Source organism: Bacillus sp. UNC125MFCrub1.1 (genome assembly GCF_000701305.1).
Classification (GTDB): domain Bacteria; phylum Bacillota; class Bacilli; order Bacillales; family Bacillaceae; genus Bacillus; species Bacillus altitudinis.
The window spans coordinates 517183-542161 of sequence record NZ_KL370769.1 but is presented as its reverse complement, the minus strand read 5'-3'; the positions used below and the strand labels follow the sequence as shown (position 1 = coordinate 542161).

General features: G+C 40.5%; 28 protein-coding genes and 1 pseudogene. All 29 read left to right on the top strand.

The window, feature by feature from the left end; genetic code table 11:
• Positions 1 to 14: 14 nt before the first annotated feature.
• The 29 genes and pseudogenes from dprA (at position 15) to flhB (ending at position 24959) form a co-directional block, all read left to right on the top strand.
• Positions 15 to 907 (top strand): annotated as a pseudogene (dprA, locus tag N521_RS15510) (DNA-processing protein DprA).
• A gap of 194 nt (positions 908 to 1101) precedes the next feature.
• Complete coding sequence (gene topA, locus N521_RS15505) at positions 1102 to 3177, top strand: type I DNA topoisomerase (RefSeq protein WP_035392076.1); 2076 nt, start codon at positions 1102 to 1104, stop codon at positions 3175 to 3177.
• A gap of 70 nt (positions 3178 to 3247) precedes the next feature.
• Positions 3248 to 4552, top strand: coding sequence for an FADH(2)-oxidizing methylenetetrahydrofolate--tRNA-(uracil(54)-C(5))-methyltransferase TrmFO (trmFO, locus tag N521_RS15500; RefSeq protein WP_007499618.1), 1305 nt, complete (start codon positions 3248 to 3250; stop codon positions 4550 to 4552).
• A 62-nt stretch (positions 4553 to 4614) separates the two neighbouring features.
• Positions 4615 to 5532, top strand: a complete 918-nt coding sequence (gene xerC / locus N521_RS15495) for a tyrosine recombinase XerC (RefSeq protein ID WP_007499616.1) — start codon at positions 4615 to 4617, stop codon at positions 5530 to 5532.
• A gap of 14 nt (positions 5533 to 5546) precedes the next feature.
• Complete coding sequence (gene hslV, locus N521_RS15490) at positions 5547 to 6092, top strand: ATP-dependent protease subunit HslV (protein ID WP_007499614.1); 546 nt, start codon at positions 5547 to 5549, stop codon at positions 6090 to 6092.
• Between the two features lie 16 nt (positions 6093 to 6108).
• On the top strand, positions 6109 to 7509 hold the full coding sequence (gene hslU, locus N521_RS15485; RefSeq protein ID WP_017367242.1) for an HslU--HslV peptidase ATPase subunit: 1401 nt from the start codon (positions 6109 to 6111) through the stop codon (positions 7507 to 7509).
• 34 nt (positions 7510 to 7543) lie between these two features.
• A complete protein-coding gene (gene codY, locus N521_RS15480) occupies positions 7544 to 8323 on the top strand; it encodes a GTP-sensing pleiotropic transcriptional regulator CodY (RefSeq protein WP_007499612.1) in 780 nt (259 codons plus the stop codon).
• A 288-nt stretch (positions 8324 to 8611) separates the two neighbouring features.
• The gene (gene flgB, locus N521_RS15475; RefSeq protein ID WP_017359092.1) at positions 8612 to 9001 is read left to right on the top strand and encodes a flagellar basal body rod protein FlgB; all 390 of its coding nucleotides are present in this window, start codon (positions 8612 to 8614) and stop codon (positions 8999 to 9001) included.
• Positions 9001 to 9453 carry a flagellar basal body rod protein FlgC gene (gene flgC / locus N521_RS15470; protein WP_007499610.1) on the top strand — a complete coding sequence of 151 codons (453 nt, stop codon included), beginning with the start codon at positions 9001 to 9003 and terminating at the stop codon, positions 9451 to 9453. Before flgB ends, flgC begins: the two co-directional genes overlap by 1 nt.
• Before the next feature lie 11 nt (positions 9454 to 9464).
• Positions 9465 to 9782, top strand: coding sequence for a flagellar hook-basal body complex protein FliE (gene fliE, locus N521_RS15465; RefSeq protein WP_007499609.1), 318 nt, complete (start codon positions 9465 to 9467; stop codon positions 9780 to 9782).
• A gap of 50 nt (positions 9783 to 9832) precedes the next feature.
• Positions 9833 to 11425 (top strand): flagellar basal-body MS-ring/collar protein FliF, encoded by a 1593-nt coding sequence (fliF, locus tag N521_RS15460; protein ID WP_035392073.1) that lies wholly within the window; start codon positions 9833 to 9835, stop codon positions 11423 to 11425.
• Between the two features lie 11 nt (positions 11426 to 11436).
• Complete coding sequence (gene fliG, locus N521_RS15455; RefSeq protein ID WP_008344808.1) at positions 11437 to 12453, top strand: flagellar motor switch protein FliG; 1017 nt, start codon at positions 11437 to 11439, stop codon at positions 12451 to 12453.
• Positions 12446 to 13210: a flagellar assembly protein FliH gene (fliH, locus tag N521_RS15450; protein WP_025207330.1), complete on the top strand. Its 765-nt coding sequence runs from the start codon at positions 12446 to 12448 to the stop codon at positions 13208 to 13210. Before fliG ends, fliH begins: the two co-directional genes overlap by 8 nt.
• The gene (gene fliI, locus N521_RS15445) at positions 13207 to 14523 is read left to right on the top strand and encodes a flagellar protein export ATPase FliI (RefSeq protein WP_008344803.1); all 1317 of its coding nucleotides are present in this window, start codon (positions 13207 to 13209) and stop codon (positions 14521 to 14523) included. The genes fliH and fliI overlap by 4 nt, the downstream gene beginning before the upstream one ends.
• Before the next feature lie 8 nt (positions 14524 to 14531).
• Entirely contained in the window at positions 14532 to 14975 is a 444-nt protein-coding gene (gene fliJ / locus N521_RS15440; RefSeq protein ID WP_024720352.1) for a flagellar export protein FliJ, read from the top strand.
• A gap of 12 nt (positions 14976 to 14987) precedes the next feature.
• Positions 14988 to 15674 carry a MotE family protein gene (locus N521_RS15435; RefSeq protein ID WP_007499599.1) on the top strand — a complete coding sequence of 229 codons (687 nt, stop codon included), beginning with the start codon at positions 14988 to 14990 and terminating at the stop codon, positions 15672 to 15674.
• Positions 15675 to 16997, top strand: a complete 1323-nt coding sequence (gene fliK / locus N521_RS15430) for a flagellar hook-length control protein FliK (RefSeq protein WP_035392069.1) — start codon at positions 15675 to 15677, stop codon at positions 16995 to 16997.
• Entirely contained in the window at positions 16997 to 17440 is a 444-nt protein-coding gene (flgD, locus tag N521_RS15425) for a flagellar hook assembly protein FlgD (RefSeq protein ID WP_035392066.1), read from the top strand. The genes fliK and flgD overlap by 1 nt, the downstream gene beginning before the upstream one ends.
• 21 nt (positions 17441 to 17461) lie before the next feature.
• Complete coding sequence (gene flgG / locus N521_RS15420; protein ID WP_007499593.1) at positions 17462 to 18256, top strand: flagellar basal body rod protein FlgG; 795 nt, start codon at positions 17462 to 17464, stop codon at positions 18254 to 18256.
• A gap of 37 nt (positions 18257 to 18293) precedes the next feature.
• On the top strand, positions 18294 to 18509 hold the full coding sequence (locus tag N521_RS15415; protein WP_008344794.1) for a swarming motility protein SwrD: 216 nt from the start codon (positions 18294 to 18296) through the stop codon (positions 18507 to 18509).
• Positions 18506 to 18934: a flagellar basal body-associated protein FliL gene (gene fliL, locus N521_RS15410; RefSeq protein ID WP_007499592.1), complete on the top strand. Its 429-nt coding sequence runs from the start codon at positions 18506 to 18508 to the stop codon at positions 18932 to 18934. The genes N521_RS15415 and fliL overlap by 4 nt, the downstream gene beginning before the upstream one ends.
• Before the next feature lie 32 nt (positions 18935 to 18966).
• On the top strand, positions 18967 to 19965 hold the full coding sequence (fliM, locus tag N521_RS15405) for a flagellar motor switch protein FliM (RefSeq protein WP_007499590.1): 999 nt from the start codon (positions 18967 to 18969) through the stop codon (positions 19963 to 19965).
• Entirely contained in the window at positions 19955 to 21076 is a 1122-nt protein-coding gene (fliY, locus tag N521_RS15400; RefSeq protein ID WP_008344791.1) for a flagellar motor switch phosphatase FliY, read from the top strand. Before fliM ends, fliY begins: the two co-directional genes overlap by 11 nt.
• 27 nt (positions 21077 to 21103) lie before the next feature.
• Positions 21104 to 21466 carry a response regulator gene (locus tag N521_RS15395; RefSeq protein WP_007499584.1) on the top strand — a complete coding sequence of 121 codons (363 nt, stop codon included), beginning with the start codon at positions 21104 to 21106 and terminating at the stop codon, positions 21464 to 21466.
• Positions 21467 to 21484: 18 nt separating this feature from the next.
• Positions 21485 to 22144, top strand: a complete 660-nt coding sequence (gene fliZ / locus N521_RS15390; protein WP_024720357.1) for a flagella biosynthesis regulatory protein FliZ — start codon at positions 21485 to 21487, stop codon at positions 22142 to 22144.
• Positions 22137 to 22802, top strand: a complete 666-nt coding sequence (fliP, locus tag N521_RS15385) for a flagellar type III secretion system pore protein FliP (RefSeq protein WP_007499580.1) — start codon at positions 22137 to 22139, stop codon at positions 22800 to 22802. Before fliZ ends, fliP begins: the two co-directional genes overlap by 8 nt.
• A gap of 16 nt (positions 22803 to 22818) precedes the next feature.
• Positions 22819 to 23088, top strand: coding sequence for a flagellar biosynthesis protein FliQ (fliQ, locus tag N521_RS15380; protein WP_003211206.1), 270 nt, complete (start codon positions 22819 to 22821; stop codon positions 23086 to 23088).
• 6 nt (positions 23089 to 23094) lie between these two features.
• Positions 23095 to 23874 carry a flagellar biosynthetic protein FliR gene (gene fliR, locus N521_RS15375; RefSeq protein WP_007499578.1) on the top strand — a complete coding sequence of 260 codons (780 nt, stop codon included), beginning with the start codon at positions 23095 to 23097 and terminating at the stop codon, positions 23872 to 23874.
• The gene (gene flhB, locus N521_RS15370; protein ID WP_007499576.1) at positions 23871 to 24959 is read left to right on the top strand and encodes a flagellar biosynthesis protein FlhB; all 1089 of its coding nucleotides are present in this window, start codon (positions 23871 to 23873) and stop codon (positions 24957 to 24959) included. The genes fliR and flhB overlap by 4 nt, the downstream gene beginning before the upstream one ends.
• Positions 24960 to 24979: the final 20 nt, after the last annotated feature.

The following is a 24979-nucleotide window of genomic DNA, read 5'->3' as shown; positions in this document are numbered from 1 at the left end:
ACTGGAGGAATGGTATGTACAACGTGTCCGAAAGAATGATTTTTCACCGCTTAAAAGGCCTCATCTCACCCTCTTTGTTAACAAAATGGTGGAAGGTCGATCCTGAGCTATATATAAATGAAGAAACACATCATTTCAAACAGGATCGATCATTACAAAAGATCGACTTTACCTGCTTACAACAAGCTGAAGAAAATGAATTCCCCATTTTTCAACACATCGTTCAAGCCTATTTAAAGCAAAATATTCACATGATTCCCATCACATCACCTTTATATCCCAGCTCACTAAAACACATTTATGATCCTCCCCCAGTATTATTCCTAAAAGGAAACGTTACCTATTTAAATGAAGAAAAAAGTTTAGGTGTAGTAGGTACACGAGTGCCATCCTCTTATGGAGAAGCGTGCGTGAAGAAAATTGTTGGAGAACTTGTAGAGGAAGATTGGATGATTGTGAGTGGTTTAGCAAAAGGAATTGATGGACTTGCACACAAAGAGTGCATAAGAAAAAAAGGAAAAACGATTGGTGTTGTAGCTGGTGGCTTTCAACATGTATATCCAAAAGAACATGTGCAAATGGCTCAATATATGGGAGAACATCATTTACTGTTGTCAGAGCATCCGCCTTATATCAAACCAGAAAAATGGCATTTTCCAATGAGAAACCGATTAATTAGTGCCCTGACAAGAGGAACCATCGCAAAGAAAAGAGCGGATCGCTTATTACAGCCTATCAGGCATTAGAGCAAGGAAAAGAAGTGTTTGCTGTTGCAGGATCGATCTTTGATTCTAATTCTATAGGTCCAGCTAGACTGATTCAGCAAGGTGCCAAGCTTGTTCATTCAACGAAGGATATTTTAGAGGAATTCTCCTTGAGCGGTGTTCAATATACTGAACTCCCATAAAAATATCGTTTGACAAAAGACATCGGAATATTTAATAATAGTGAGGATTTAAGTTTACACTTTGTTTTTCGTGTTTATAATGATGTTCATCATAAAGAATTTTTAACGATTGCCTGTTAGATAGGTGCAATTAACATAAATATAAATTTGTGAAATGGATAAAGAGAGAACACCTCTTAAGGGGGATTTTGAGTATGGCTGATTATTTAGTCATCGTTGAGTCGCCAGCAAAGGCGAAAACGATTGAGCGTTATTTAGGAAAAAAGTATAAAGTAAAGGCTTCAATGGGGCACGTAAGGGATTTACCGAAAAGTCAGCTTGGTGTTGACACTGAGCATGACTTCGAACCGAGATATATTACGATTCGAGGAAAAGGTCCAGTCTTAAAAGAATTAAAAACAGCAGCGAAGAAAGCAAAAAAAGTATATCTCGCAGCTGACCCCGACAGAGAGGGAGAAGCGATTGCTTGGCATTTAGCTCACAGCCTTGACCTTGACCTCTCTTCAGATTGCCGCGTTGTCTTTAACGAGATTACAAAAGATGCAATTAAAGATTCCTTTAAGCATCCACGTATGATCAATATGGACTTGGTTGATGCGCAGCAGGCAAGACGGATTTTAGATCGTCTCGTTGGATATAAAATCAGCCCGATTTTATGGAAGAAAGTCAAAAAGGGCTTAAGCGCCGGTCGTGTTCAATCAGTTGCACTCCGCCTGATTATTGACCGCGAGAATGAAATTAATGAATTCAAACCAGAAGAATACTGGACAATTGATGGCACCTTCCTAAAAGGGAAAGAAAGTTTTGAAGCGAGTTTCTTTGGCGTAAATGGCAAAAAACATCCGCTAAAAACAAAAGAAGATGTAAAAGAAATCCTTTCGAAATTAAAAGGAAGCAAATTTTCTGTTGAAAAAGTGACGAAAAAAGAACGTAAACGCAACCCAGCTGTTCCGTTTACAACATCTACCTTACAACAAGAGGCAGCGAGAAAACTAAACTTCCGTGCGAAGAAAACGATGATGATTGCACAGCAATTATATGAAGGAATTGATCTTGGTAAAGAAGGTACAGTAGGTCTCATTACATATATGAGAACGGACTCAACACGTATTTCCAATACGGCAATTGAAGAAGTATCTGCTTTCATTGATCAAACGTACGGCAAGAATTTCTTGAATACAACAAAACGTACTGCCAAAAAGAACGAAAATGCACAGGATGCTCACGAAGCCATCCGTCCGACTTCTACGCTAAGAAAACCAGCAGATGTCAAACATGTGCTAAGTAGAGATCAGCTTCGTCTTTATAAATTGATTTGGGAACGTTTTGTGGCAAGCCAAATGGCACCAGCTGTTCTTGATACAATGAGTGTGGATCTTGAAAATAACGGGCTTACTTTCCGTGCAAATGGAAGTAAGGTGAAATTCCCTGGATTTATGAAAGTATATGTTGAAGGGAAGGACGACCAGTTAGAAGAAAAGGACAAAATGCTTCCTGATCTGCAAGAGGGAGATACCGTTCTTTCAAAAGATATTGAACCAGAGCAGCACTTCACGCAGCCGCCTCCACGTTACACTGAGGCAAGACTTGTCAAAACCCTTGAAGAGCTAGGTATTGGCCGCCCATCTACGTATGCACCAACATTAGATACCATTCAAAAGCGTGGCTACGTGGCACTTGATAACAAACGGTTTATTCCAACAGAGCTTGGAGAGATTGTGCTCAACTTAATTATTGAATTCTTCCCTGAAATCATTAACGTAGAATTTACTGCGAAAATGGAAAAAGAACTTGATAGCGTTGAAGAAGGTACGATTGAATGGGTACGCATTATCGACAGTTTCTATCAAGATTTTGCAAAACGGGTAGAAAAAGCAGAAGCAGAGATGCAGGAAGTTGAGATTGAGCCTGAATACGCCGGAGTTGATTGCGAAGAGTGTGGTCATCCAATGGTGTACAAAATGGGGAGATACGGTAAGTTCATGGCATGCTCTAATTTCCCTGACTGCCGTAACACAAAACCAATTGTCAAAGATATTGGTGTCAAATGCCCGACTTGTCACGAAGGAAATATCGTTGAACGGAAATCTAAGAAGCGCCGCATTTTTTACGGTTGCGATCGTTTTCCAGAGTGTGAATTCGTTTCTTGGGACAAACCAATTGAAAGAAAGTGTCCAAAATGCGAAAATATGCTTGTAGAGAAAAAGCTGAAAAAAGGCATTCAAGTTCAATGTGTGAACTGTGATTATAAAGAGGAACAACAAAAATAGCGGTGAGCAGCCTTGTTCACCTGCTTTTTTATGTCATCAAATAGAACTTACGAAATAGGAGAGTTGTACAATGAGTCAATTTGTAAATGTGATCGGAGCAGGTTTAGCAGGAAGTGAAGCGGCATGGCAAATTGCCAAGCGCGGAATTAAAGTCCATCTGTATGAAATGAGACCTGTCAAACAAACACCAGCTCACCACACAGATAAATTTGCGGAGCTCGTATGCAGTAACTCATTGCGTGCGAATGCTTTAACGAACGCAGTCGGTGTTTTAAAGGAAGAAATGCGTCATTTAGATTCAGCAATCATCGCAGCAGCAGATGAAAGCTCGGTTCCTGCTGGTGGAGCGCTTGCAGTAGATCGTCATGAATTTGCAGCTAACGTCACAGACCGCGTGAAAAATCACCCGAATGTGACGGTCTTTCAAGAAGAAGTGCAAAGCATTCCAGAAGGTCCGACGATTATCGCAACGGGTCCTCTTACATCAGAAGCACTTTCAAAAGAATTAAAATCTTTAACAGGTGAAGAGTATTTATATTTCTACGATGCAGCAGCGCCTATCCTCGAGAAAGACAGCATCGATATGGATAAAGTGTACTTGAAATCACGTTATGATAAAGGGGAAGCGGCTTATTTAAACTGTCCGATGACAGAAGAAGAATTCGATCGTTTTTATGAGGCGCTCATTTCTGCTGAAACTGTGCCGTTAAAAGAGTTCGAAAAAGAAATCTTCTTCGAAGGCTGTATGCCCATTGAAGTCATGGCCAAAAGAGGAAAAAAAACCATGCTCTTTGGCCCGATGAAACCAGTTGGACTTGAAGATCCAAAAACAGGAAAAAGACCTTACGCTGTTGTTCAATTAAGACAGGATGATGCAGCAGGTACTTTATATAATATTGTTGGTTTCCAAACACATCTAAAGTGGGGCGATCAAAAGGAAGTATTCCGTTTGATTCCAGGTCTTGAAGAGGCAGAGATTGTTCGCTATGGTGTGATGCACCGTAATACATTTATTAACTCGCCAAGCCTTCTAAAACCGACGTATCAATTTAAAAATAGAGATGACTTATTCTTTGCCGGACAAATGACTGGTGTTGAAGGATATGTTGAGTCCGCGGCTTCAGGACTAGTGGCTGGAATCAATGCAGCTCGTTTTGTTAAAGGAGAAGAGCTTGTGACACTTCCAGAAGAAACAGCGATTGGCAGTATGGCTTACTACATCACATCAACAAACAAGAAAAGCTTCCAGCCGATGAATGCAAACTTTGGATTGCTGAAAGATCTTGGCGTTCGAATTAAAAACAAACAAGAGCGCTATGCAGAGTACGCTAAACGCGCAATCGAAACTATTCAAACTATTTCGAAATCTCTGTAGTAAAACATTGCACGGAAAGCAAGATATGTGATACCATTTAAAAGCCTTAAAGAGGTGTAAAAATGACAGATAAACAGCGTCTTGTCCACTTATTCATTGAATATTTGCAGATTGAAAAGAACTATTCAGCTTTAACGATCTCAGGTTATACTGAGGCGATTGAAGAGTTTGTCAGATTTATGAACATTCAAGGAATAGACGGTTTTGAAGAGGTATCCTATCAAGATACGAGAATTTATTTAACAGAAGCTTATGAAAAAGGCCTTACAAGAAGAACGATTAGTAAGAAAGTCTCTGCACTTCGCAGCTTTTATAAATTTTTATTAAGAGAACAGCTTGTGAAAGAAAATCCTTTTTTACTCGTTAGCTTACCAAAGCAGGATAAGCGAATTCCTTCATTTTTGTATGAAGAGGAACTAAAAGAGCTATTTACAGTTTCTGATGTAAATACACCGCTTGGTCAAAGAAATCAAGCCATTTTAGAACTACTTTATGCAACAGGTATGAGGGTCAGTGAGTTATGTTCATTAAAAGAATCTGATCTTGATTTATCGATGGATACAGTGCTTGTACATGGGAAAGGCAGCAAACAGCGGTATGTACCTTTCGGATCTTATGCACATGAAGCGCTCTCCACATATTTAGAGGATGGAAGGCAGAAGCTGAAAGTGAAGGGAAAGGATCGTGCTGATTCACATGTGTTTTTGAATCAGCGCGGAGCTCCTCTTACAGATAGAGGCGTTCGATTCATTCTAACTGAATTAATGAAAAAGGCGTCTGGCACATTACATATCCATCCACACATGTTAAGGCACACCTTTGCTACGCATCTTTTAAACGAGGGAGCGGATTTAAGAAGTGTTCAAGAACTTCTCGGTCACTCAAATTTATCATCAACACAGGTGTACACGCATGTATCAAAAGATTCTTTAAGAAAAACGTACATGTCTCATCACCCAAGGGCTTTTAAACGATCCTAAAAGGAGGTTTTTTCATGTCATCATTTCATGCAACCACAATCTTTGCCGTTCAACATAAAGGAAAAAGTGCGATGGCTGGAGACGGTCAAGTCACTTTTGGGCAGGCTGTCGTCATGAAACACACAGCAAAAAAAGTGCGCCGTCTTTTCGGAGGCAAAGTACTCGCAGGTTTTGCTGGTTCAGTTGCAGATGCATTTACACTCTTTGAGAAGTTTGAAACGAAGCTTGAAGAATACGGTGGTAACCTAAAACGAGCAGCTGTAGAACTGGCGAAAGAATGGCGGAGTGACAAGATGCTCAGACAGCTTGAGGCCATGCTTATCGTCATGAATAAAGAAAGCATCCTGCTCGTATCTGGAACAGGAGAGGTCATCGAGCCAGACGATGGCATTTTGGCTATCGGGTCAGGCGGCAACTACGCGCTTAGCGCCGGGAGAGCACTCAAAAAACATGCAGGTGACCATCTCTCAGCTCGAGAGATTGCAAAGGCGGCTCTTGAAACGGCCGGAGAAATCTGTGTCTACACGAACGATCAAATCACTTTAGAAGAGCTTGAATAGAAAGGACATGAGACGTATGGAGAAAAAGCCGTTCACCCCAAGAGAGATAGTTGAAAAGCTCGATCAGTACATTATTGGTCAGCTTGATGCGAAAAAAGCAGTGGCGGTGGCTTTAAGAAACCGTTACAGAAGAAGTCTTTTACATGATAAGCTAAAGGATGAAGTCGTTCCTAAAAACATCTTAATGATTGGTCCGACAGGTGTGGGGAAAACAGAAATTGCCCGCAGAATTGCAAGGATTTCTGGTGCACCTTTCATTAAAGTGGAAGCGACGAAGTTTACTGAAGTTGGATATGTCGGACGTGACGTAGAATCAATGGTCAGAGATTTAGTGGAAACAGCAATCAGACTAGTCAAAGAAGAAAAAATGAAGGATGTTCAAGAAGAAGCGGAAAAACAAGCAAACAAACGGCTTGTTCATCTACTTGTTCCTGGAAAGAAAAAAAGTCAGTCTGTGAAAAATCCTTTTGAGATGCTGTTTGGTGGTTCTGATGCTGATGAAAGTGATCGAGATCACTCAAGTGAAGAAGTAGAGCTTGAGTCGACGAGAAAACGCATTGCGCACCAGCTGGCGATGGGTGAACTTGAAGACCATTACGTCACGATTGAAGTTGAAGAGCAGCAGCCTTCCATGTTTGATATGCTTCAAGGCTCGGGTATGGAGCAAATGGGTATGAACATGCAGGATGCGCTTAGCAATCTCATGCCTAAAAAGAAAAAACGCAGAAAGCTGACCGTCAGAGAAGCGAGAAAAGCGTTAACTGCTGAGGAAGCTTCAAAACTGATTGATATGGATGAAGTCGGTCAGGAAGCCGTGCAAAAAGCAGAGCAGCAAGGAATCATCTTTATCGATGAAATCGATAAAATTGCCAAAAGCGGTGGTACATCGTCTGCAGATGTTTCTCGTGAAGGGGTTCAACGTGATATTTTACCGATTGTAGAAGGTTCCACTGTGATGACGAAGTATGGGGCTGTGAAAACAGATCATGTTCTATTTGTAGCAGCAGGTGCTTTTCATATGGCGAAACCCTCGGATTTGATTCCAGAGCTTCAAGGACGCTTCCCAATCCGTGTAGAATTAGATAAATTAAGTATAGAAGACTTTGTGAAAATCTTAACGGAACCAGATAACGCGTTATTAAAGCAATATAAGGCTTTACTTGAAACAGAAGGTATATCTCTTGAATTTTCTGACGATGCTATTCATAAGATTGCCGAAGTGGCTTATCACGTCAATCAGGAGACGGATAACATCGGTGCAAGAAGGCTTCACACCATACTTGAGAAGCTGCTAGAAGAGCTCTCATTTGAGGCGCCTGATATTACAATGGAAACAGTGACCATTACCCCTCAGTATGTAGAAGAGAAGCTAGGAAAGATTGCAAATAACAAAGACTTAAGTCAATTTATACTTTAACAAATGAATAAAGTAATCTAGGAGGATCATTATTATGGCGTTACTACAAAAAACAAGGATTATTAACTCGATGCTGCAAGATGCAGCGGGGAAACCGGTTAATTTTAAAGAAATGGCAGAAACACTGAGAGATGTCATTGATTCAAACATTTTCGTATTAAGCAGAAGAGGGAAGCTTCTTGGCTACTCCATTAACCAGCAGATTGAAAATGCACGTATGAAAAAAATGCTGGAAGATCGTCAGTTCCCTGAAGAATATACAAAAAGCTTATTCAATGTCCCTGAAACATCTTCAAACCTTGACATCAACAGTGAGTACACAGCTTTCCCGATTGAGAACCGTGATTTATTCCAATCAGGTTTGACAACGATTGTACCAATCATCGGAGGCGGAGACCGCTTAGGGACGTTAATCCTTTCTCGTTTGCAGGATACATTCACAGATGATGATTTAATTCTTGCTGAATACGGCGCAACAGTTGTTGGAATGGAGATTCTTCGTGAGAAAGCGGAAGAAATTGAAGAAGAAGCAAGAAGTAAAGCGGTTGTTCAAATGGCGATCAGCTCTCTTTCATACAGTGAACTTGAAGCGATTGAACATATCTTTGAAGAACTTGATGGAAACGAAGGGCTGCTTGTGGCAAGTAAGATTGCTGACCGTGTAGGAATCACTCGTTCAGTGATCGTAAACGCACTTCGTAAATTAGAAAGTGCAGGCGTTATTGAATCTCGTTCTCTTGGAATGAAGGGAACATACATTAAAGTATTAAACAACAAATTTTTAATTGAACTTGAAAATTTAAAATCTCACTAATCAAAAAACCCTTTTCGGCCGAAATAAACGCTGAAAAGGGTTTTTTTGTATAAAAAAAGAGGATTTGTCCGAAAAATGACACTCTTTTTTCCAAGAAACCCCTTACAATTCTGTAGTGCTTTGAATCTAGGTCTTTATACCTATTCGTAAAATAGATATATATTACGAGTTTTTTTTACAATTACATCATAGACTTTAATCCTATTATTTCTTACAATGAACATATGGTTTTACAAATCTCGACATGATTAAATGGAATGAAATACATATGATTGGAGGTATATGGTTTTGGATATATTTTCTGGAACGATAAGCAACCTTGAGAATGCCTTGGGCAGAGCGAATGTTAAGCAAAAAGTCATAAGCAATAATATCGCGAATATAGACACACCGAACTACAAGTCTAAAAAAGTTGCATTCCACGACATGCTAAATGATGCGTCAATCAAATTAGATGCTAAAAAAACATACCAAGGTCACATTGATTTTTCTAAAACAGGGTCTAATTATTCAGTTGTTTCGAGTAACCGTACTTCTTATCAAGAAAACGGAAATAATGTCGATATTGATCAAGAGATGAGTGAACTCGCTAAAAACCAAATTCAGTATAATGCGTTGGTTGAAAGAATGAGCGGAAAGTTCAATTCTCTTAAAACAGTTTTGACAGGAGGTAAGTGATGTCGATTTTTTCAGGCGTTAACGCTTCGGCCTCAGCATTAACAGCACAGAGGCTCAGAATGGACGTTGTATCCTCGAACCTTGCGAATATGGATACAACAAGAGCTAAACAGGTTGATGGCAAGTGGGAGCCTTATAGACGCAAGCTCGTCACATTACAGCCGTCAGGTGAATCATTTTCATCTATATTGAACTCAAGCATGAATTCGAGCGGCAAATTAGGAAACGGCGTCAAAGTAACAAAAATTACTGAAGACGAAACTCCATTCAACCTTCAATATGATCCTACAAATCCCGATGCCAATGAAAATGGATATGTTCAAACACCAAACGTTGATCCATTAAAGGAAATGGTTGATCTCATCAGCAGCTCAAGGTCATATGAAGCAAACGTGACTGCGCTGAATGCGAATAAAAGCATGCTGATGAAAGCTTTAGAAATAGGAAAGTAAGGTGAAAAGAATTGGTTAACGCAATATCTCCTTTCCAGCTTCAAACCGCTCAGCAAGCAAGTGAATTGACGAATGCGTCGTCTGTGCAGGCGGCTGCACCTAAAAGTCAAACGAATTTCTCTGATGTGCTGAAGAATTCCATTGAGGCATTAAATCAATCACAGCTGAAATCAGACCAGTATACGAATGCTCTCGCACAAGGGAAAGATGTCAATCTCGATGAAGTCATGATTGCTTCACAAAAAGCGAGTGTGACACTCACAGCTGCAACCGAGTTTCGGAATAAAGCAGTCGAAGCGTACCAAGAGATTATGAGAATGCAGATGTAGGAGGTGCTGGTGGACAAAAAATAGACTGAATGGAATGACCGGGGGTTAAGATGAATCGTACTTTAATGCAATTAAGAACAAAAACAGTTGAGTTTTGGCGAAATCGATCAAAATTACAAAAAATACTCATGATTGGCGGCGTAGCTGCCCTAGCAATCATTATTACGGTTGTTAGCATCTTTGCTTCTTCTGAAAAAATGGTTCCGTTGTTTAGAGATTTGTCTGAGGCAGAAGCAGGACAAATCAAACAGGAACTGGATGGCAAAAACGTTAAATCGGAACTTGCAAATAACGGAACGACGATTTTAGTTCCAGAAAAGCAAGCAGACACTTTAAAAGTCACACTCGCATCAGAAGGACTTCCTAAAACGGGGAATATTGACTACTCCTTCTTTGCGAACAATTCCGGCTTCGGTTTAACAGATAATGAATTTGATGTTCTGAAAGTAGACGCAACTCAGACAGAACTATCCAATCTGATCAACACGATTGATGGGATTAAAGATTCAAAGGTTATGATTAACCTGCCAAAAGATTCCGTTTTTGTTGGAGAAGAGCAAAGTAATGCATCAGCATCAATTGTGCTGCAAGTTCAACCAGGCTACACGCTTACTCAGCAACAAGTAAAAGGCCTTTATCATCTTATTTCAAAAAGTGTGCCGAATTTAAAAACAGAAAACATTGTCATTATGGACCAAGATTCCAACTACTATGACTTAAACAGCAGCTCAGATTCCTATGCAAGTGGAATGGATGCACAGCAGCAGAAAAAAGAGGAGATTGAAAAGAATCTTCAACGAAAAATTCAACAGCTGCTTGGAACGATGATGGGTCAAGAGAAAGTTGCCGTATCGGTCACTACAGACATTGATTTTACTGAAGAAAAAAGAAAAGAAGATCTTGTCGAACCAGTTGATCAAGAAAACATGCAAGGAATTGCTGTCAGCGCTGAAAAGATTGCTGAAACTTATTCAGGTAATGGCGCAGCAGCTGGAGGCACCGCTGGAACAGGTGACGATGATGTCACAAATTATCAAGGTGCCGATGGAACGAATGGAAGCGGAGATTACGAAAAGAGCGAAGATCGTATCAATTATGAAGTCAACCGCATTCATAAAGATATCAAAGAAAGTCCTTATAAAATCAGAGACGTTGGCATTCAGGCACTAGTTGAACCGCCTACTGCAAACGATCCGAACTCATTAACTGCTGAAAGGCAGGATGATATCAAAAAAATTCTTTCAACCATCATCAGTACATCGATTGATAAAGAATACACAAACGGTCAAGCACTCACTCAAGCTGACTTAGATAACAAAATCGTTTTATCTGTATCAAAATTAGACGGTAAACAGCAAACGGCAGCAGAAAACCCTTCAAACAATATTCCGATTTGGGTTTATATTGTTGGCGGTGTGCTACTAATTGCCATTATCGCTCTCATTATCCTTCTCGTACGTAAGCGAAGAAAAGATGAGGAAGAAGAGTTTGAGTTTGATGAACGTACACCAATTCATGTTCCTGATATCGATACTGAGCCAGAAACAGAAGAAATGGTGAGAAAAAATCAGCTTGAAAAAATGGCAAAAGATAAACCAGAAGACTTTGCTAAATTGCTACGCAGCTGGCTGTCCGAGGATTAGGAGGAATACACATGTCGAGAAAAGATCCAAATCGACTAACAGGCAGACAAAAAGCAGCAATCCTAATGATTTCCTTAGGGCTAGACGTGTCAGCATCTGTATACAAACATCTGTCTGAAGACGAAATAGAAAAATTAACATTAGAAATTTCAAATGTAAGAAGTGTAGATACTGCTAAAAAAGATGAGATCATCGAAGAATTTCACAGCATTGCCATCGCGCAGGACTACATATCACAAGGTGGCCTTATGTACGCAAGACAAGTGCTTGAAAAAGCGCTTGGTGAGGACAAAGCGGACAGCATCTTAAATCGCTTAACATCCTCACTTCAAGTGAAACCATTTGATTTTGCTAGAAAGGCTGACCCAGAGCAAATTTTAAACTTTATCCAGCATGAGCATCCACAAACCATTGCGCTCATTCTTTCCTACCTAGATCCAGTACAGGCTGGACAGATTTTATCTGAGTTAGGCGAGGAAGTACAAACCGAGGTTGCAAGAAGAATTGCTTTAATGGACCGCACATCTCCAGAGATCATCAATGAGGTGGAACGTATTCTTGAACAAAAGCTCTCTTCAACCTTTACGCAAGATTATACTCAAACGGGCGGAGTCGAAGCGGTAGTCGAAGTCCTGAATGGTGTAGACCGTGCAACGGAGAAAACCATTTTAGATACACTGGAAATTCAAGATCCTGAGCTTGCTGATGAAATTAAGAAACGTATGTTTGTCTTTGAAGACATTGTCACTCTTGATAGCAGAGCCATTCAGCGCGTGATTCGAGATGTTGAGAATGACGATTTACTACTTGCACTCAAAGTGGCAAGCGAAGAAGTCAAAGAAATTGTCTTCCGCAACATGTCGCAACGTATGGTCGAAACGTTCAAAGAAGAAATGGAGTTTATGGGACCTGTCCGGCTTAGAGATGTCGAGGAAGCACAGACTCGTATTGTCAGCATCGTAAGACGACTTGAAGAGGCTGGAGAAATCGTCATAGCTCGAGGTGGAGGAGACGATATCATTGTCTAGGATTATCAAACATGAAACATCTGTTATTCCTGAACAAGGCCGTCAAACCATTCCCTTGCAGCAAGTGGAATTCAAAAGAGAACATCACGAAGAAGAGCTTGTCAACGAGACAGAAGCATCTCAACTTGTATTAAGTGATGCGCAAGATGAAGCAAGCCGTATTTTAGAACAAGCAAATCGTGAGCTGGAACAAACAATGGCTGAAATCAATCAGCGGCGAGCTGATTTTGAAGCAGAAAGAGTACAGCTCGTTGAAGAAGCGAAACAAACAGGATATCAAGATGGTTTTCAAAAGGGCGAAGCAGATGCGAATTTACAGTATCAATCGATTCTTGATCAAGCGAATGACATTGTCAGCCTTGCAAAGCAGGACTATGAAGCGAAAATCGAAAGCTCTGCTGAAGAAATTGTCGAACTTGCCTTTGAGCTCGCTAAACGAGTATGGAATGCAGCTGAGGACACAAAAGAACAATTTTTAACGCTAGTGAAGCAGGTCATTTCAGAAGTGAAGGAATATGACGATATTTCCATCTATGTCGACCCTGCACATTACGAACATGTGATGGAATATAAAGATGAATTAAATAGAATCCTTCAAAAGAATACACATCTTGCCATTTACTCGGATGAAAAAGCACCAAAAGGTACTTGTTACGTCGAAACAAGCTTTGGAAAAGTGGAAGCGAGCGTTGATACCCAAATGAATCAGTTAAAAGAAAAGTTATTAGAAGTCATTGATTCAGGTGATCACAAATGAACATAGATGTGCTAAAAGAAACGATTGAAACCGCCGATCCTTATAAACGTTTTGGTAAAGTCAATCGAGTTGTTGGACTGATGATCGAGTCCAAGGGGCCAGAAAGCTCAATCGGTGATGTATGTCTTATTCACAAAAAAGGGAGTAAGAATCATCCGATCAAAGCAGAAGTCGTTGGCTTTAAAGATGAAAACATTTTGCTCATGCCCTACGTAGAAGCCTCTAACATCTCACCAGGCAGTCTTGTTGAAGCAACAGGTGAATCGTTAAAGGTCAAAGTAGGAACTGGTTTAATCGGGCAGGTTGTTGATGCCTTCGGTGATCCACTGGACGGCAGCATGCTTCCTAAAGGACTTGCACCTGTCTCAACAGAACAATCTCCTCCAAACCCGATGGACAGACCGCCTATTCGTGAAAAAATGGGCGTTGGTGTCAGAGTGATCGACAGCTTGCTCACAGTCGGCACTGGTCAAAGAATTGGCATATTCGCGGGAAGCGGTGTTGGTAAAAGTACCTTGATGGGGATGATTGCCAAGCAGACAGAAGCGGATCTCAATGTCATTGCACTTGTTGGAGAGCGTGGACGTGAAGTTCGCGAGTTTATCGAAAAAGATTTAGGAGCTGAAGGACTGAAGCGTTCGATTGTTGTTGTCGCAACTTCAGATCAGCCCGCACTGACAAGATTAAAAGCAGCCTATACTGCAACAGCTATTGCCGAATATTTCAGAGACAGAGGAAAAAATGTCATGTTTATGATGGATTCTGTCACAAGGGTCGCCATGGCACAGCGGGAAATAGGACTTGCAACCGGTGAACCGCCAACAACAAAAGGATATACGCCTTCAGTGTTCGCTATACTGCCAAAATTGCTAGAACGAACTGGTACAAATCAACTTGGTTCCATCACAGCGTTTTACACAGTGCTTGTTGATGGTGACGATATGAATGAGCCGATCGCTGATACAGTGCGGGGGATTTTAGATGGCCACATAGTACTTGATCGTGCACTGGCCAACAAAGGACAGTTTCCAGCTGTCAATATTCTGAAAAGTATCAGTCGTGTTATGAGTAATATCGCAAGTCATGATCACAAGGAAGCGGCTAACCGGTTCCGCCAGCTTTTATCCACATATCAAAACGCTGAAGACCTCATTAACATTGGAGCATATAAAAAAGGCTCCTCTAAAGATATTGATGAGGCCATGCAAGCTTACCCACAACTGATTTCATTTTTGAAGCAGGACGTTGAAGAGGCTGTATCGATTGAAGACAGCGTGAGGATATTGCTCAGTTTGATGAATAGAGAGGATTGACAAAAACAGTGAGATATCAATACAAATTTCAAAAGCTCTTAGAATTGAAAGAAAGTGAAAAAGACAAATCACTCGCAGCGTATCAACAATCCGTTTCGGCATTTGAGCAAGCCGCTGAAAAACTCTATGAAAATATGAGTAAAAAAGAGCTAATGGAAAAGAGCAAAGAAGAAAAGCTGAGAAGTGGGATGAGTGTTCAAGAAATGCGTCATTATCAGCAATTTGTGACGAACTTAGATAACACCATTCATCATTATCAGCAGCTTGTGATCATGAAACGCCATCAAATGAATGAAAAACAATCTGATTTAACTGAAAAAAATATTGAGTTTAAAAAGTTTGAAAAAATGAAAGAAAAGCAATTTGAAAAGTTCTCCCTTGAACATAAGGCAATTGAAATGAAAGAAATGGATGATATCTCTATCAGCCAATTCATGTTTCAAGGACATTAGGAGTCGAGATGAATGCCTAAGAAGGAAAAAACAAAGGAATCAAGCGGCGGCGGTAAATTTCAATGGATCTTGTTTATTGTCATTATCCCATTGGTTGTGCTTGTGATTGTAACGGGCACAATCCTTTATATGGCAGGTTATGATCTAAAGAAACCGCTCCAAAACATTCCGGGGATTAGCAGCTTGGTTGGATCAGATGACACATCAAAAACGTCATCTTCAAATAACGATCAACGTGATACAGAGTTGAAAGCGTTGAAAAAGACGATTAAAGAACAAGAGAATGAACTTGAAATTGCTCAAAAAGACTTGAAGACAAGTGATGAAGAGATTAAACGATTGAATCAAAAAATCAATTCACTTGAAAAAACATCTGATAAAGAGAACACGTCAGCAAGTGACAGTTCATCAAACAGTACATCATCAAGTAATAACGCATCAGGATCTTCAACTGATTCGTCAGCATCTTCTAATCAGCAATCAAAAGGAAAGGTCGCCAGCATTTATGAAAGCATGGATGCAGGGAAATCTGCCAAAATTCTATCAGAGCTAAGTGATAAAGAAGCTTTGAAGATCCTTGAAGAGCTGAGTAAAAATAAGCTGACGGACATATTAGCAAAACTGACACCTCAGAAGGCAGCAACGTTCACGAAGGAGCTTGCCAAAAAAGAAGAAAGTGAAAATGGAGGTGGACAATAAGTGAAGCTATTGGACATTGGAGCCTTACAGCAATCTTCCCAAGGTCTCTCGGGACTAAAGGGAGAGGGGGCAGTATCTGCTCGCGGCCTGTTTAAACAATTGTTAAATGGCGCAGGTATTCAAAGTGGTCCAGCTATTTCTCAGCCGGCGGAAACCAATCTATCCATGAATGATGCGATGCAAATCATTGAAAAATGGATACAATCACCTGAAGAAGGAATAGATGGAGATCTTCTTGCGGCACTTCAGGCGCTGCAAGGTCAAAAGCTTGAGGGGGCTGACTTAAAGTCACTTGAAGAGCTATTTCAAAAGATGGAATCGGTTATCTATGGCGATCAGGATGAGAAGCCAGTTGCTGAACATAGTGAACAGCTCATACAAGTCCACTTTTTCTTATATCAAATACTGAATCAGCAGCCGGTGAGCTTTGATGCAAAACTTGTACAGGATATTCAAGCAAAAGGTGAAGATTTCATCAAGTTTCTAACGAAAAACGGAGCAGATGAAAAGCTCATTCAACAAGTAAAAGAGCAGTTCTTCTCGCAAGGATCGGCACCTAAGCTGAATAATATGTCGCAAAGCGAGCTGAAACACTTTAATCAGTTAATCGATCATATGATGGCGAATGCGAAAGGGTCAGATAAAGAGTGGAAAATTTCCTTAGGAGAGTTAAAAGAAATGGTTGCTCCAAGGCAAGAATCTTCCTTCTCATCTCCAGCAAAAGGTGCTGCCTCACTTGAATGGCTTATGAAAAAAGAAGTCACCAAAGGTCAAGGCACTACGGCACCTGCTTCTGAAAAAACAATCACCCATACGCTGCTTCCAGGGCATAAACAGTTCTTCCAACTGCAATCAGCTGCTCCTGTGCAGCAGACGCAAACAACTGACGAAAAGCCAGGCACGGTTGATCAGCAGATTTTAAATACGTGGAAACAAATGAAGTTCACACCATTTGGCAATTCAAGCGGACGGTTTACCGTACGATTAAATCCAGAAAATCTAGGGTTTATTACCATCCAGCTAACGAAACAAAACGGGATGTATGCGAGTAAAATTACAGCTTCAACGCAAGCAGCAAAAGAGCTGCTCGAGCATCATCTGCCGCAGCTCAAGCAGGCGTTACCGAATATGTCGGTTCAAGTTGACCGTTTCCATATACCGCTTCAGTCAAATGAGCAGCCGTCTTTTGGACAATTTAATGAGGAAGGCAAGCAGCAGCCATCAAAAGGACAAAGTTTCCAGCAGCCTGATGAACAGGAAGCTGAATTCCAAGATGTACTGGATGCGCTTGTTGGATCAGAAGAAGAAGAGGAGGAGATCTAATGGCAACTGTTGATGCGACGAATAGAACAGCCGCACAAGCGGACACTTCTTCAAACGCAGCAAAGAAAACAGATACACTTGGCCGAGATCAGTTCTTGAAAATCTTGCTTACGCAGCTTCAAAACCAAGATCCGACAAACCCGATTGATGACCGTGAGTTTGTCACACAGCTTGCAACATTTTCTTCTTTAGAACAACAAATGAATATGAATGAATCAATCACTCAAATGAATCAGATCATGTCTACATTTGTTGCACACCAAGATCCATTTACGACATATGTAGGATGGATTGGTAAAGAAGTAGAGGGTAAACAAGATGATAAAGACATATCTGGCATTGTGAAGTCTGTGAAAAACATAAACAATGAATACTTCCTATATTTAGAAGATGGAACGAAAATCAGCCCTTGGGACGTTACAACTGTTGGAGAAAAATCGTAAGCAAATCGAGGAGGAAAATAAATGTTACGCTCACTTTACTCAGGAATTAGCGGAATGAAAAACTTCCAAACAAAATTAGATGTTGTAGCCAATAACGTAGCCAACGTCAATACACACGGATACAAAAAAAGCCGTATTACGTTTAAAGATATGGTCAGTCAAACCATTGCAAGTTCTGGTGGACCGACGAATAACTCTGGTTCAATCAACTCAAAACAAGTTGGATTAGGATCAGCTTTATCTTCTATTGATAAAATCATGACATCAGGTTCTTCTCAAAATACAGACGAACCATATGATTTCTATATTAATGGAGATGGATTTTTCCGTATTGAAAAGCAAGGTGAAATCCTATTTACAAGAACAGGGAACTTCAAACCTGATTCAAATGGGGATTTGATAACATCTGATGGAAACTATCTTCTTGGGATGGATGGGCAAAGAATCAACATTCCACGAGACAATGTGTCAAGTGTTAGTGTTGGGCCAGATGGGACCGTTTCTGTAGTTGAGAACAACGTTTCTCGTACTGTTGGACAAGTATCACTTGTGTCTTTCAGTAATGCAGGAGGACTAGATAAAGTTGGGGATAACTTATATCGCCAAACACTCAGTTCCGGTGCACCAAGTAATGCCATGGCTCCTGGAACTCAAGGAACAGGTGAACTTCAAACAGGTAAACTTGAAATGTCAAACGTTGATTTAACAGACGAGTTTACAGAAATGATTATCGCACAGCGTGGATTCCAATCGAATGCAAAGACGATCACAACATCTGATGAAATTCTGCAAGAACTTGTGAATCTGAAACGATAGGAGGTAGGGGGAGCGGTTTATCGCTTCTCTGCTTAATATGATTGAAGTGACAAGATTAAATGGCAAAGGATTTATGCTCAACGCTCTCCATATCGAGCAAATCGAAAGCTTTCCAGACACGACCATTACACTCGCCAATGGAAAGAAATTCGTTGTGAAAGAAGATGAAGAGCAGCTTCAGGAGAAAATCATTTCTTTCTATAGAAAAATCCAAGTCATTTCATTGAATCAAGGAATAGAGGAGTTTGAATGAAGAAGAAATTAGTCGTAGTAATGCTAATCATGATTATTGCTATCGTCGGAATTGGAGCAGGTATTGTCTTTCTGGTGAATGGGTCAGACGAAGCAAAAGCAGAAAAAGAGCCAACAGCAGATGAAGTCGTAAAAGCTTCTGTTGAAATTCCTGAGATTGTGACCAATTTAAAATCTGAAGGAAATGCGGTTAAACTTGTACTAAATATTGAAACAGATTCAGAAAAAGCCAAAGAAGAGCTTGAAAAAAGAAGCTTCCAAGTGAAAGATGCTGTGATCGACATTTTATCAGACACGAATGCAGATGAACTTGATGGCAAAAAAGGCAGAGAACATTTTAAAACACAGGTCAAAAACAAAGTGAATAACTATTTGCAAGATGGCAAGGTGAAAGAAGTTTATATAACCTCCTTTAATCTGCAATAGAGGCGATTAATTGACACGATGGAGGTGAAGAAATGTCAGGAGAAGTGCTTTCCCAGAATGAGATCGACGCATTATTATCCGCCATATCAACAGGCGAAATGGATGCAGAAGAGCTGAAAAAAGAAGAAACGACGAAAAAAGTGAAAGTGTATGACTTTAAACGTGCACTGCGCTTTTCAAAAGACCAGATTCGAAGTTTAACAAGAATTCATGATAACTTCGCTAGACTGCTTACCACACACTTTTCAGCGCAGCTAAGATCATATATTCAAATTTCTGTCAGCTCGGTTGACCAAGTGCCATATGAAGAATTTATTCGTTCGATTCCTAATATGACATTATTAAACTTATTTTACGTCAGCCCGCTTGAAGGAAGAATCATGCTTGAAGTGAACCCAACGATTGGCTATGCCATGATGGATAGGCTGATGGGTGGGATTGGCATTAGTCATAATAAGACAGAATCACTGACAGAAATCGAAACAAAGATTATCTCAAACATGTTTGAGGGAGCTTTGGAAAACTACAGAGAAGCGTGGCAGTCCATAACCGACATCGAGCCAGAAATGGCAGATTTCGAGGTAAATCCCCAGTTTGTTCAAATGGTGTCACCAAACGAAACAGTTGTCGTCATTTCTCTTAATACACAAATTGGTGAGGTAAGCGGGGTTATTAATCTCTGTATTCCTCACGTAGTATTAGAGCCTATTATTCCGAAGCTGTCTGTACACTACTGGATGCAATCGGAACGAAATGAACCGAAAAAAGAAGAAACAAAGGCCATTGAAAAACGGATTATGACGGCGAAAATACCGGTAGTCGCAGAGCTTGGACAATCGGAAATGACGGTGGAAGAGTTTTTGAATTTGGAAATTGGTGATTGTATTGCCTTGGACAAACCAGTAAATGCGCCTCTTACTGTTATGGTCGGAAATAAACCGAAATTCTTGGGACAGGCCGGCCGCGTGAATCGGAAACAGGCGATTCAAATTCTAGATCACGACATAAGAGGTGAAGAAGATGGAGAATAACGGAAGTAAATTATCACAAGATGAGATCGATGCGCTCCTTAAAGGAGGCAGCAATGACGATATAGAGCCTGATACACTCCTTTCTGCAATGGAACAAGATGCCATTGGGGAAATCGGAAATATATCATTTGGAAGCTCTGCAACAGCACTTTCAACCCTATTAAGTCAAAAAGTGGAGATTACAACTCCAACTGTCACAGTGATTCAAAAAAGCAAGCTGAATGAGGAATTTCCTCATCCGTATGTCGCGATTGAAGTGAATTATACGGAAGGCTTCAGCGCTAGTAACCTGCTTGTCATCCAGCAAACCGATGCGGCAGTCATTGCGGATTTAATGATGGGCGGAGATGGAACAAATGCTGACCCGTCGTTAAGTGAAATTCACTTAAGTGCAGTACAAGAAGCAATGAACCAAATGATGGGTTCAGCAGCGACGTCCATGTCAACAGTCTTTAATAAAAAGATTGATATTTCTCCGCCTCGCGTTGAGTTGCTTGATGTGAAAGAAGGAGAAGGCACAGACCGCATTCCAGCTGAAGAGATGCTTGTCAAAGTGTCCTTTAGATTAACAATAGGTGAACTCATAGATTCAAATATTATGCAGCTTTACCCTATTACGTTTGCGAAAGATTTGATTGCAGAATTAACAGACCCAGCGGAAGAAGAGCCGGTTCAAGAAGCACCTCAGAGTGCACCTGAACCACAGCAGGCTGCTCCGCAAGTACAATCTGCTCCTATGCAGCAATCGGCACCGCCGAAAAGACAGGCGAAGCCAAAGCCGGCAGAACCTGTCAATGTGGCGCCAGTTGAATTTGAGGCATTTAGTGAGCCTCAGCATACAACAAGTCAGCTCGGTAATCTTGATATGCTGATGGATATTCCACTTTCCATTACAGTGGAGCTTGGAAGAACGCAGCGCAGTGTGAAAGAAGTACTTGAACTTTCCGCTGGAAGTATCATTGAACTGGACAAACTTGCAGGTGAGCCAGTCGACATTCTGGTCAACAAACGAATCGTCGCCAAAGGAGAAGTTGTTGTCATTGATGAGAACTTTGGTGTACGTGTGACTGACATTTTAAGTCAGTCTGAAAGACTTTCTAATTTAAAATAAACAAACATATAGGGAGAGAATAAGTAAATGGCTACTAAGGTATTAATCGTAGATGATGCAGCATTCATGAGAATGATGATTAAGGATATTCTTGTAAAAAATGGATTTGATGTAGTAGGAGAAGCAGAAAACGGCGCACAAGCTGTTGAAAAATATAAAGAAACATCTCCTGATCTAGTCACAATGGATATCACAATGCCAGAAATGGACGGGATCACAGCATTAAAAGAAATTAAACAAATCGATGCTTCGGCAAAAATCATTATGTGCTCAGCGATGGGACAACAATCAATGGTTATTGATGCCATTCAAGCAGGTGCAAAAGACTTTATCGTGAAGCCATTCCAGGCAGACCGTGTACTTGAAGCAATTAATAAAACGTTAGGCTAAAAAAGGGTGTAAGACTTGTTGAAAAAACGTTTGATATGTATAGCAATGATCAGTTTTATGCTTTTCTTGACAGCGCAGCCCGCCTCACTGTTTGCTGAAACAAAAGATCCTGAAAATGGCACAGTGAATGACTGGCTCAAAGATGAGAAAGAAAGCAAAAAGGATACAGAAAAGAAAACCACTGACAATCAAACGAATCCGGCAGAAGAAGTTCCCTCTTCTTCTGTCTCCATTATGGATTTTGTCAAAATGATTGGTGCCTTACTTTTTGTCATCCTGCTCATTTACGGATTGGTGAGATTTGTTGGAAAGCAAAACCGCTTACTCAAGCCATTTCGCTATGTTGAAAATATTGGCGGAACGACGGTTGGTCAAAATCGTTCAGTTCAGCTGATCAAAGTGGGCAAACGAGTATTAGTTGTCGGCGTAGCAGACTCAATCCAGCTGCTAAAAGAAATCGATGATGAACAAGAATGCGAAGCGATTGTGAAACAATACGAAGAAGCGATGGAAAGTAAGACTGACTTACCGAAAATGATGCAAAAATTAACATCGCAAGTGAAGAAACACGATCAGCCGACCACTTCTTCTTTTTCAGCCAATTTAAAGGCGCAGCTAGCCGAATTGAAAAAGACCCAATCAGAAGTCAGAAAGAAAGGCCCGAAACAAAATGAATGAGTTTATCGATTTATTTAATTCCAGTGGCGCAGGAAATATTAGCACATCTGTCCGTCTTCTTTTATTGTTAACTGTATTTTCAGTTGCACCAGGCATTCTTATTTTAATGACCTGTTTTACACGGATTGTGATTGTTCTTTCGTTCGTCAGAACATCACTTGCAACCAACTCAATGCCGCCAAACCAAGTGCTTGTAGGACTTGCTTTGTTTCTCACATTTTTTATTATGGCACCCACGTTCTCAGAGATTAATAAAGAGGCACTCACGCCGCTGTTAAATGATGATATTACGTTAAATCAGGCCTATGAAAAAGCCGAAGTGCCAATTAAAGAGTTTATGAGTAAACATACGAGACAGAAAGATTTGGCTTTATTTCTTAGTTACGCAAAAATGGATACCCCTGAATCGATTAAAGATATTCCCTTAACGGCGATGGTACCAGCATTTGCAATTTCAGAATTAAAGACGGCATTTCAAATTGGTTTTATGATTTTTATTCCATTTTTAATTATTGACATGGTGGTCGCAAGTGTCCTGATGTCGATGGGGATGATGATGCTTCCGCCGGTTATGATATCGCTCCCTTTCAAAATATTGTTATTTGTATTAGTTGATGGATGGTATTTGATTGTTAAATCTTTGCTGCAAAGCTTTTAGAGTAGGTGCTTAAAACATGAGTTCAGAATTTGTCATTACGATGGCTGAAAGATCAGTGTATGTTGTTTTACTTGTCAGCGGGCCGCTTCTTGCGCTCGCACTAATCGTGGGACTAATTGTCAGTGTGTTTCAGGCGACAACCCAAATCCAAGAACAGACGCTTGCGTTCATTCCAAAAATTGTTGCAGTGCTCATTGGACTTGTTGTGTTTGGTCCGTGGATGCTTTCAACAATTGTGTCATTTACAACAGAGCTGTTCTCGAATTTAGATCGATTTGCAGGTTAATCAGAGATGTCAATCATAGAATTATTTCCTGCCTTTCTTCTCGTTTTCATTCGGATCACCGCTTTTTTTGTGACAGTGCCGCTATTAGCGCATCGAACGATACCAGCAGTTCACAGAGTTGGTTTTTCACTGTTTTTGGCTGTCATTAGTTTTAGCACCATTAAAGAACCGCCAGCACTCGATATCGACGGTCTTTACATGATGCTTGCCGTGAAAGAAGCAATGGTCGGACTTCTTCTTGGACTGATTGCATATATCATGGTGTCCGCAGTTCAAATTGCCGGCTCATTCATCGATTTTCAAATGGGTTTTGCGATCGCCAATATTATTGATCCACAAACAGGGGCGCAAACGCCGCTGATGGGGCAGTTTTTTTATACGGTGACCTTGCTGCTGATGCTGGCAACAAATGCACATCATTTGCTGCTTGATGGAATCTATTACAGTTTTCAATATATTCAAGTTGATCAGTATGCACTGAACTTCGGTAGTGAATCCTTTGCTTACTTTATTGCAAAGAGCTTCAACCAAATGTTCATCATAGCCTTTCAAATCTCAGCACCTGTTGTGGCTAGTTTGTTTTTAGTCGATTTGGCATTAGGAATTGTGGCACGTACAGTTCCGCAAATGAACGTATTTGTCGTTGGACTTCCCATTAAAATGGGCGTGAGTTTTATTATGATCATCATTTGTATGGGTGTCATCTTCGGGGTCGTCCAAAATACATTTGAAACGATTGTGCTCACCATGAGGAATTTCTTAGCATTGGTCGGTGGTTCGTCATGACGACAAGACTTAGACTCGACTTGCAATTTTTCGCAGGTGAAAAAACAGAAAAAGCAACACCGAAAAAGAGACGGGATTCACGTAAAAAAGGGCAGGTTGCCAAAAGTACCGACGTCAATACAGCCATCTCATTTCTACTAATCTTTTTATCATTCTTTTTTATTGGGCCTTTTATGAAAGAGCGTATTATTGCGCTCATTGAACGTTTTTATTCAACAACGATGCTAATGAAGGTTAGCACATCTAATATTCACCAGTTATTCTTGGAATTGCTTCAAGAGACAGGTCTCCTCCTCATGCCAATTCTTGGTGTTGGGATGCTGGCAGGGATCATCAGTAACTATTTACAAGTTGGATTTCTCTTTTCAACTGAAGTGATCAAGCCCAAATTAGAAAAGCTTGATCCAATCAAAGGGTTTAAACGAATATACAGTATTCGAGCACTCGTTGAGCTATTAAAATCCATTTTAAAAATTGGTTTTGTTGGTTTTGCGACATTTATCGCTCTATGGATGCACTTTGACGAAATCTTGCGGCTCCCTCTACTCACTGCAGAGGAAACCCTTCATTTCGTGGCAAATATGACCTTGATTATGGGGCTATATGCAGCAGGTGCTCTTCTGATCTTAGCCGGGCTTGACTACATGTATCAGAAATTTGATTATGAAAAAAACTTACGGATGTCTAAACAAGACATCAAAGATGAGTATAAAAAATCAGAGGGTGACCCGCTCATAAAATCAAAAATTAAACAGCGGCAAAGGGAAATGGCCATGAGACGGATGATGCAGGAAGTCCCAAAAGCGGACGTCATCATTACAAACCCGACCCACTACGCAATTGCCTTGAAATATGACGAAGAAAAGATGGACGCGCCGTTTGTTGTGGCAAAGGGAACAGATATTTTGGCTTTGAAAATTAGAACAATTGCGAAAGAACACGATGTCATGACTGTAGAGAACCGGCCGCTCGCCCGTGCTCTCTATGATCAAGTGGATATCAACCAAGCGGTGCCGGAAGAATATTTTAAGGCGATCGCAGAAATTTTGGCTTACGTATATAAAACGAAACAAAAGATTTTATGAATTTTTGGTTTTAAAAGGAG

Coding starts and splice junctions, on each gene's coding strand:
- topA (WP_035392076.1), top strand. CDS start 1,102: ATGGCTGATTATTTAGTCATCGTTGAGTCGCCAGCAAAGGCGAAAACG.
- trmFO (WP_007499618.1), top strand. CDS start 3,248: ATGAGTCAATTTGTAAATGTGATCGGAGCAGGTTTAGCAGGAAGTGAA.
- xerC (WP_007499616.1), top strand. CDS start 4,615: ATGACAGATAAACAGCGTCTTGTCCACTTATTCATTGAATATTTGCAG.
- hslV (WP_007499614.1), top strand. CDS start 5,547: ATGTCATCATTTCATGCAACCACAATCTTTGCCGTTCAACATAAAGGA.
- hslU (WP_017367242.1), top strand. CDS start 6,109: ATGGAGAAAAAGCCGTTCACCCCAAGAGAGATAGTTGAAAAGCTCGAT.
- codY (WP_007499612.1), top strand. CDS start 7,544: ATGGCGTTACTACAAAAAACAAGGATTATTAACTCGATGCTGCAAGAT.
- flgC (WP_007499610.1), top strand. CDS start 9,001: ATGTCGATTTTTTCAGGCGTTAACGCTTCGGCCTCAGCATTAACAGCA.
- fliF (WP_035392073.1), top strand. CDS start 9,833: ATGAATCGTACTTTAATGCAATTAAGAACAAAAACAGTTGAGTTTTGG.
- fliG (WP_008344808.1), top strand. CDS start 11,437: ATGTCGAGAAAAGATCCAAATCGACTAACAGGCAGACAAAAAGCAGCA.
- fliI (WP_008344803.1), top strand. CDS start 13,207: ATGAACATAGATGTGCTAAAAGAAACGATTGAAACCGCCGATCCTTAT.
- N521_RS15435 (WP_007499599.1), top strand. CDS start 14,988: ATGCCTAAGAAGGAAAAAACAAAGGAATCAAGCGGCGGCGGTAAATTT.
- flgD (WP_035392066.1), top strand. CDS start 16,997: ATGGCAACTGTTGATGCGACGAATAGAACAGCCGCACAAGCGGACACT.
- flgG (WP_007499593.1), top strand. CDS start 17,462: ATGTTACGCTCACTTTACTCAGGAATTAGCGGAATGAAAAACTTCCAA.
- N521_RS15415 (WP_008344794.1), top strand. CDS start 18,294: ATGATTGAAGTGACAAGATTAAATGGCAAAGGATTTATGCTCAACGCT.
- fliL (WP_007499592.1), top strand. CDS start 18,506: ATGAAGAAGAAATTAGTCGTAGTAATGCTAATCATGATTATTGCTATC.
- fliM (WP_007499590.1), top strand. CDS start 18,967: ATGTCAGGAGAAGTGCTTTCCCAGAATGAGATCGACGCATTATTATCC.
- fliY (WP_008344791.1), top strand. CDS start 19,955: ATGGAGAATAACGGAAGTAAATTATCACAAGATGAGATCGATGCGCTC.
- N521_RS15395 (WP_007499584.1), top strand. CDS start 21,104: ATGGCTACTAAGGTATTAATCGTAGATGATGCAGCATTCATGAGAATG.
- fliP (WP_007499580.1), top strand. CDS start 22,137: ATGAATGAGTTTATCGATTTATTTAATTCCAGTGGCGCAGGAAATATT.
- fliQ (WP_003211206.1), top strand. CDS start 22,819: ATGAGTTCAGAATTTGTCATTACGATGGCTGAAAGATCAGTGTATGTT.
- fliR (WP_007499578.1), top strand. CDS start 23,095: ATGTCAATCATAGAATTATTTCCTGCCTTTCTTCTCGTTTTCATTCGG.
- flhB (WP_007499576.1), top strand. CDS start 23,871: ATGACGACAAGACTTAGACTCGACTTGCAATTTTTCGCAGGTGAAAAA.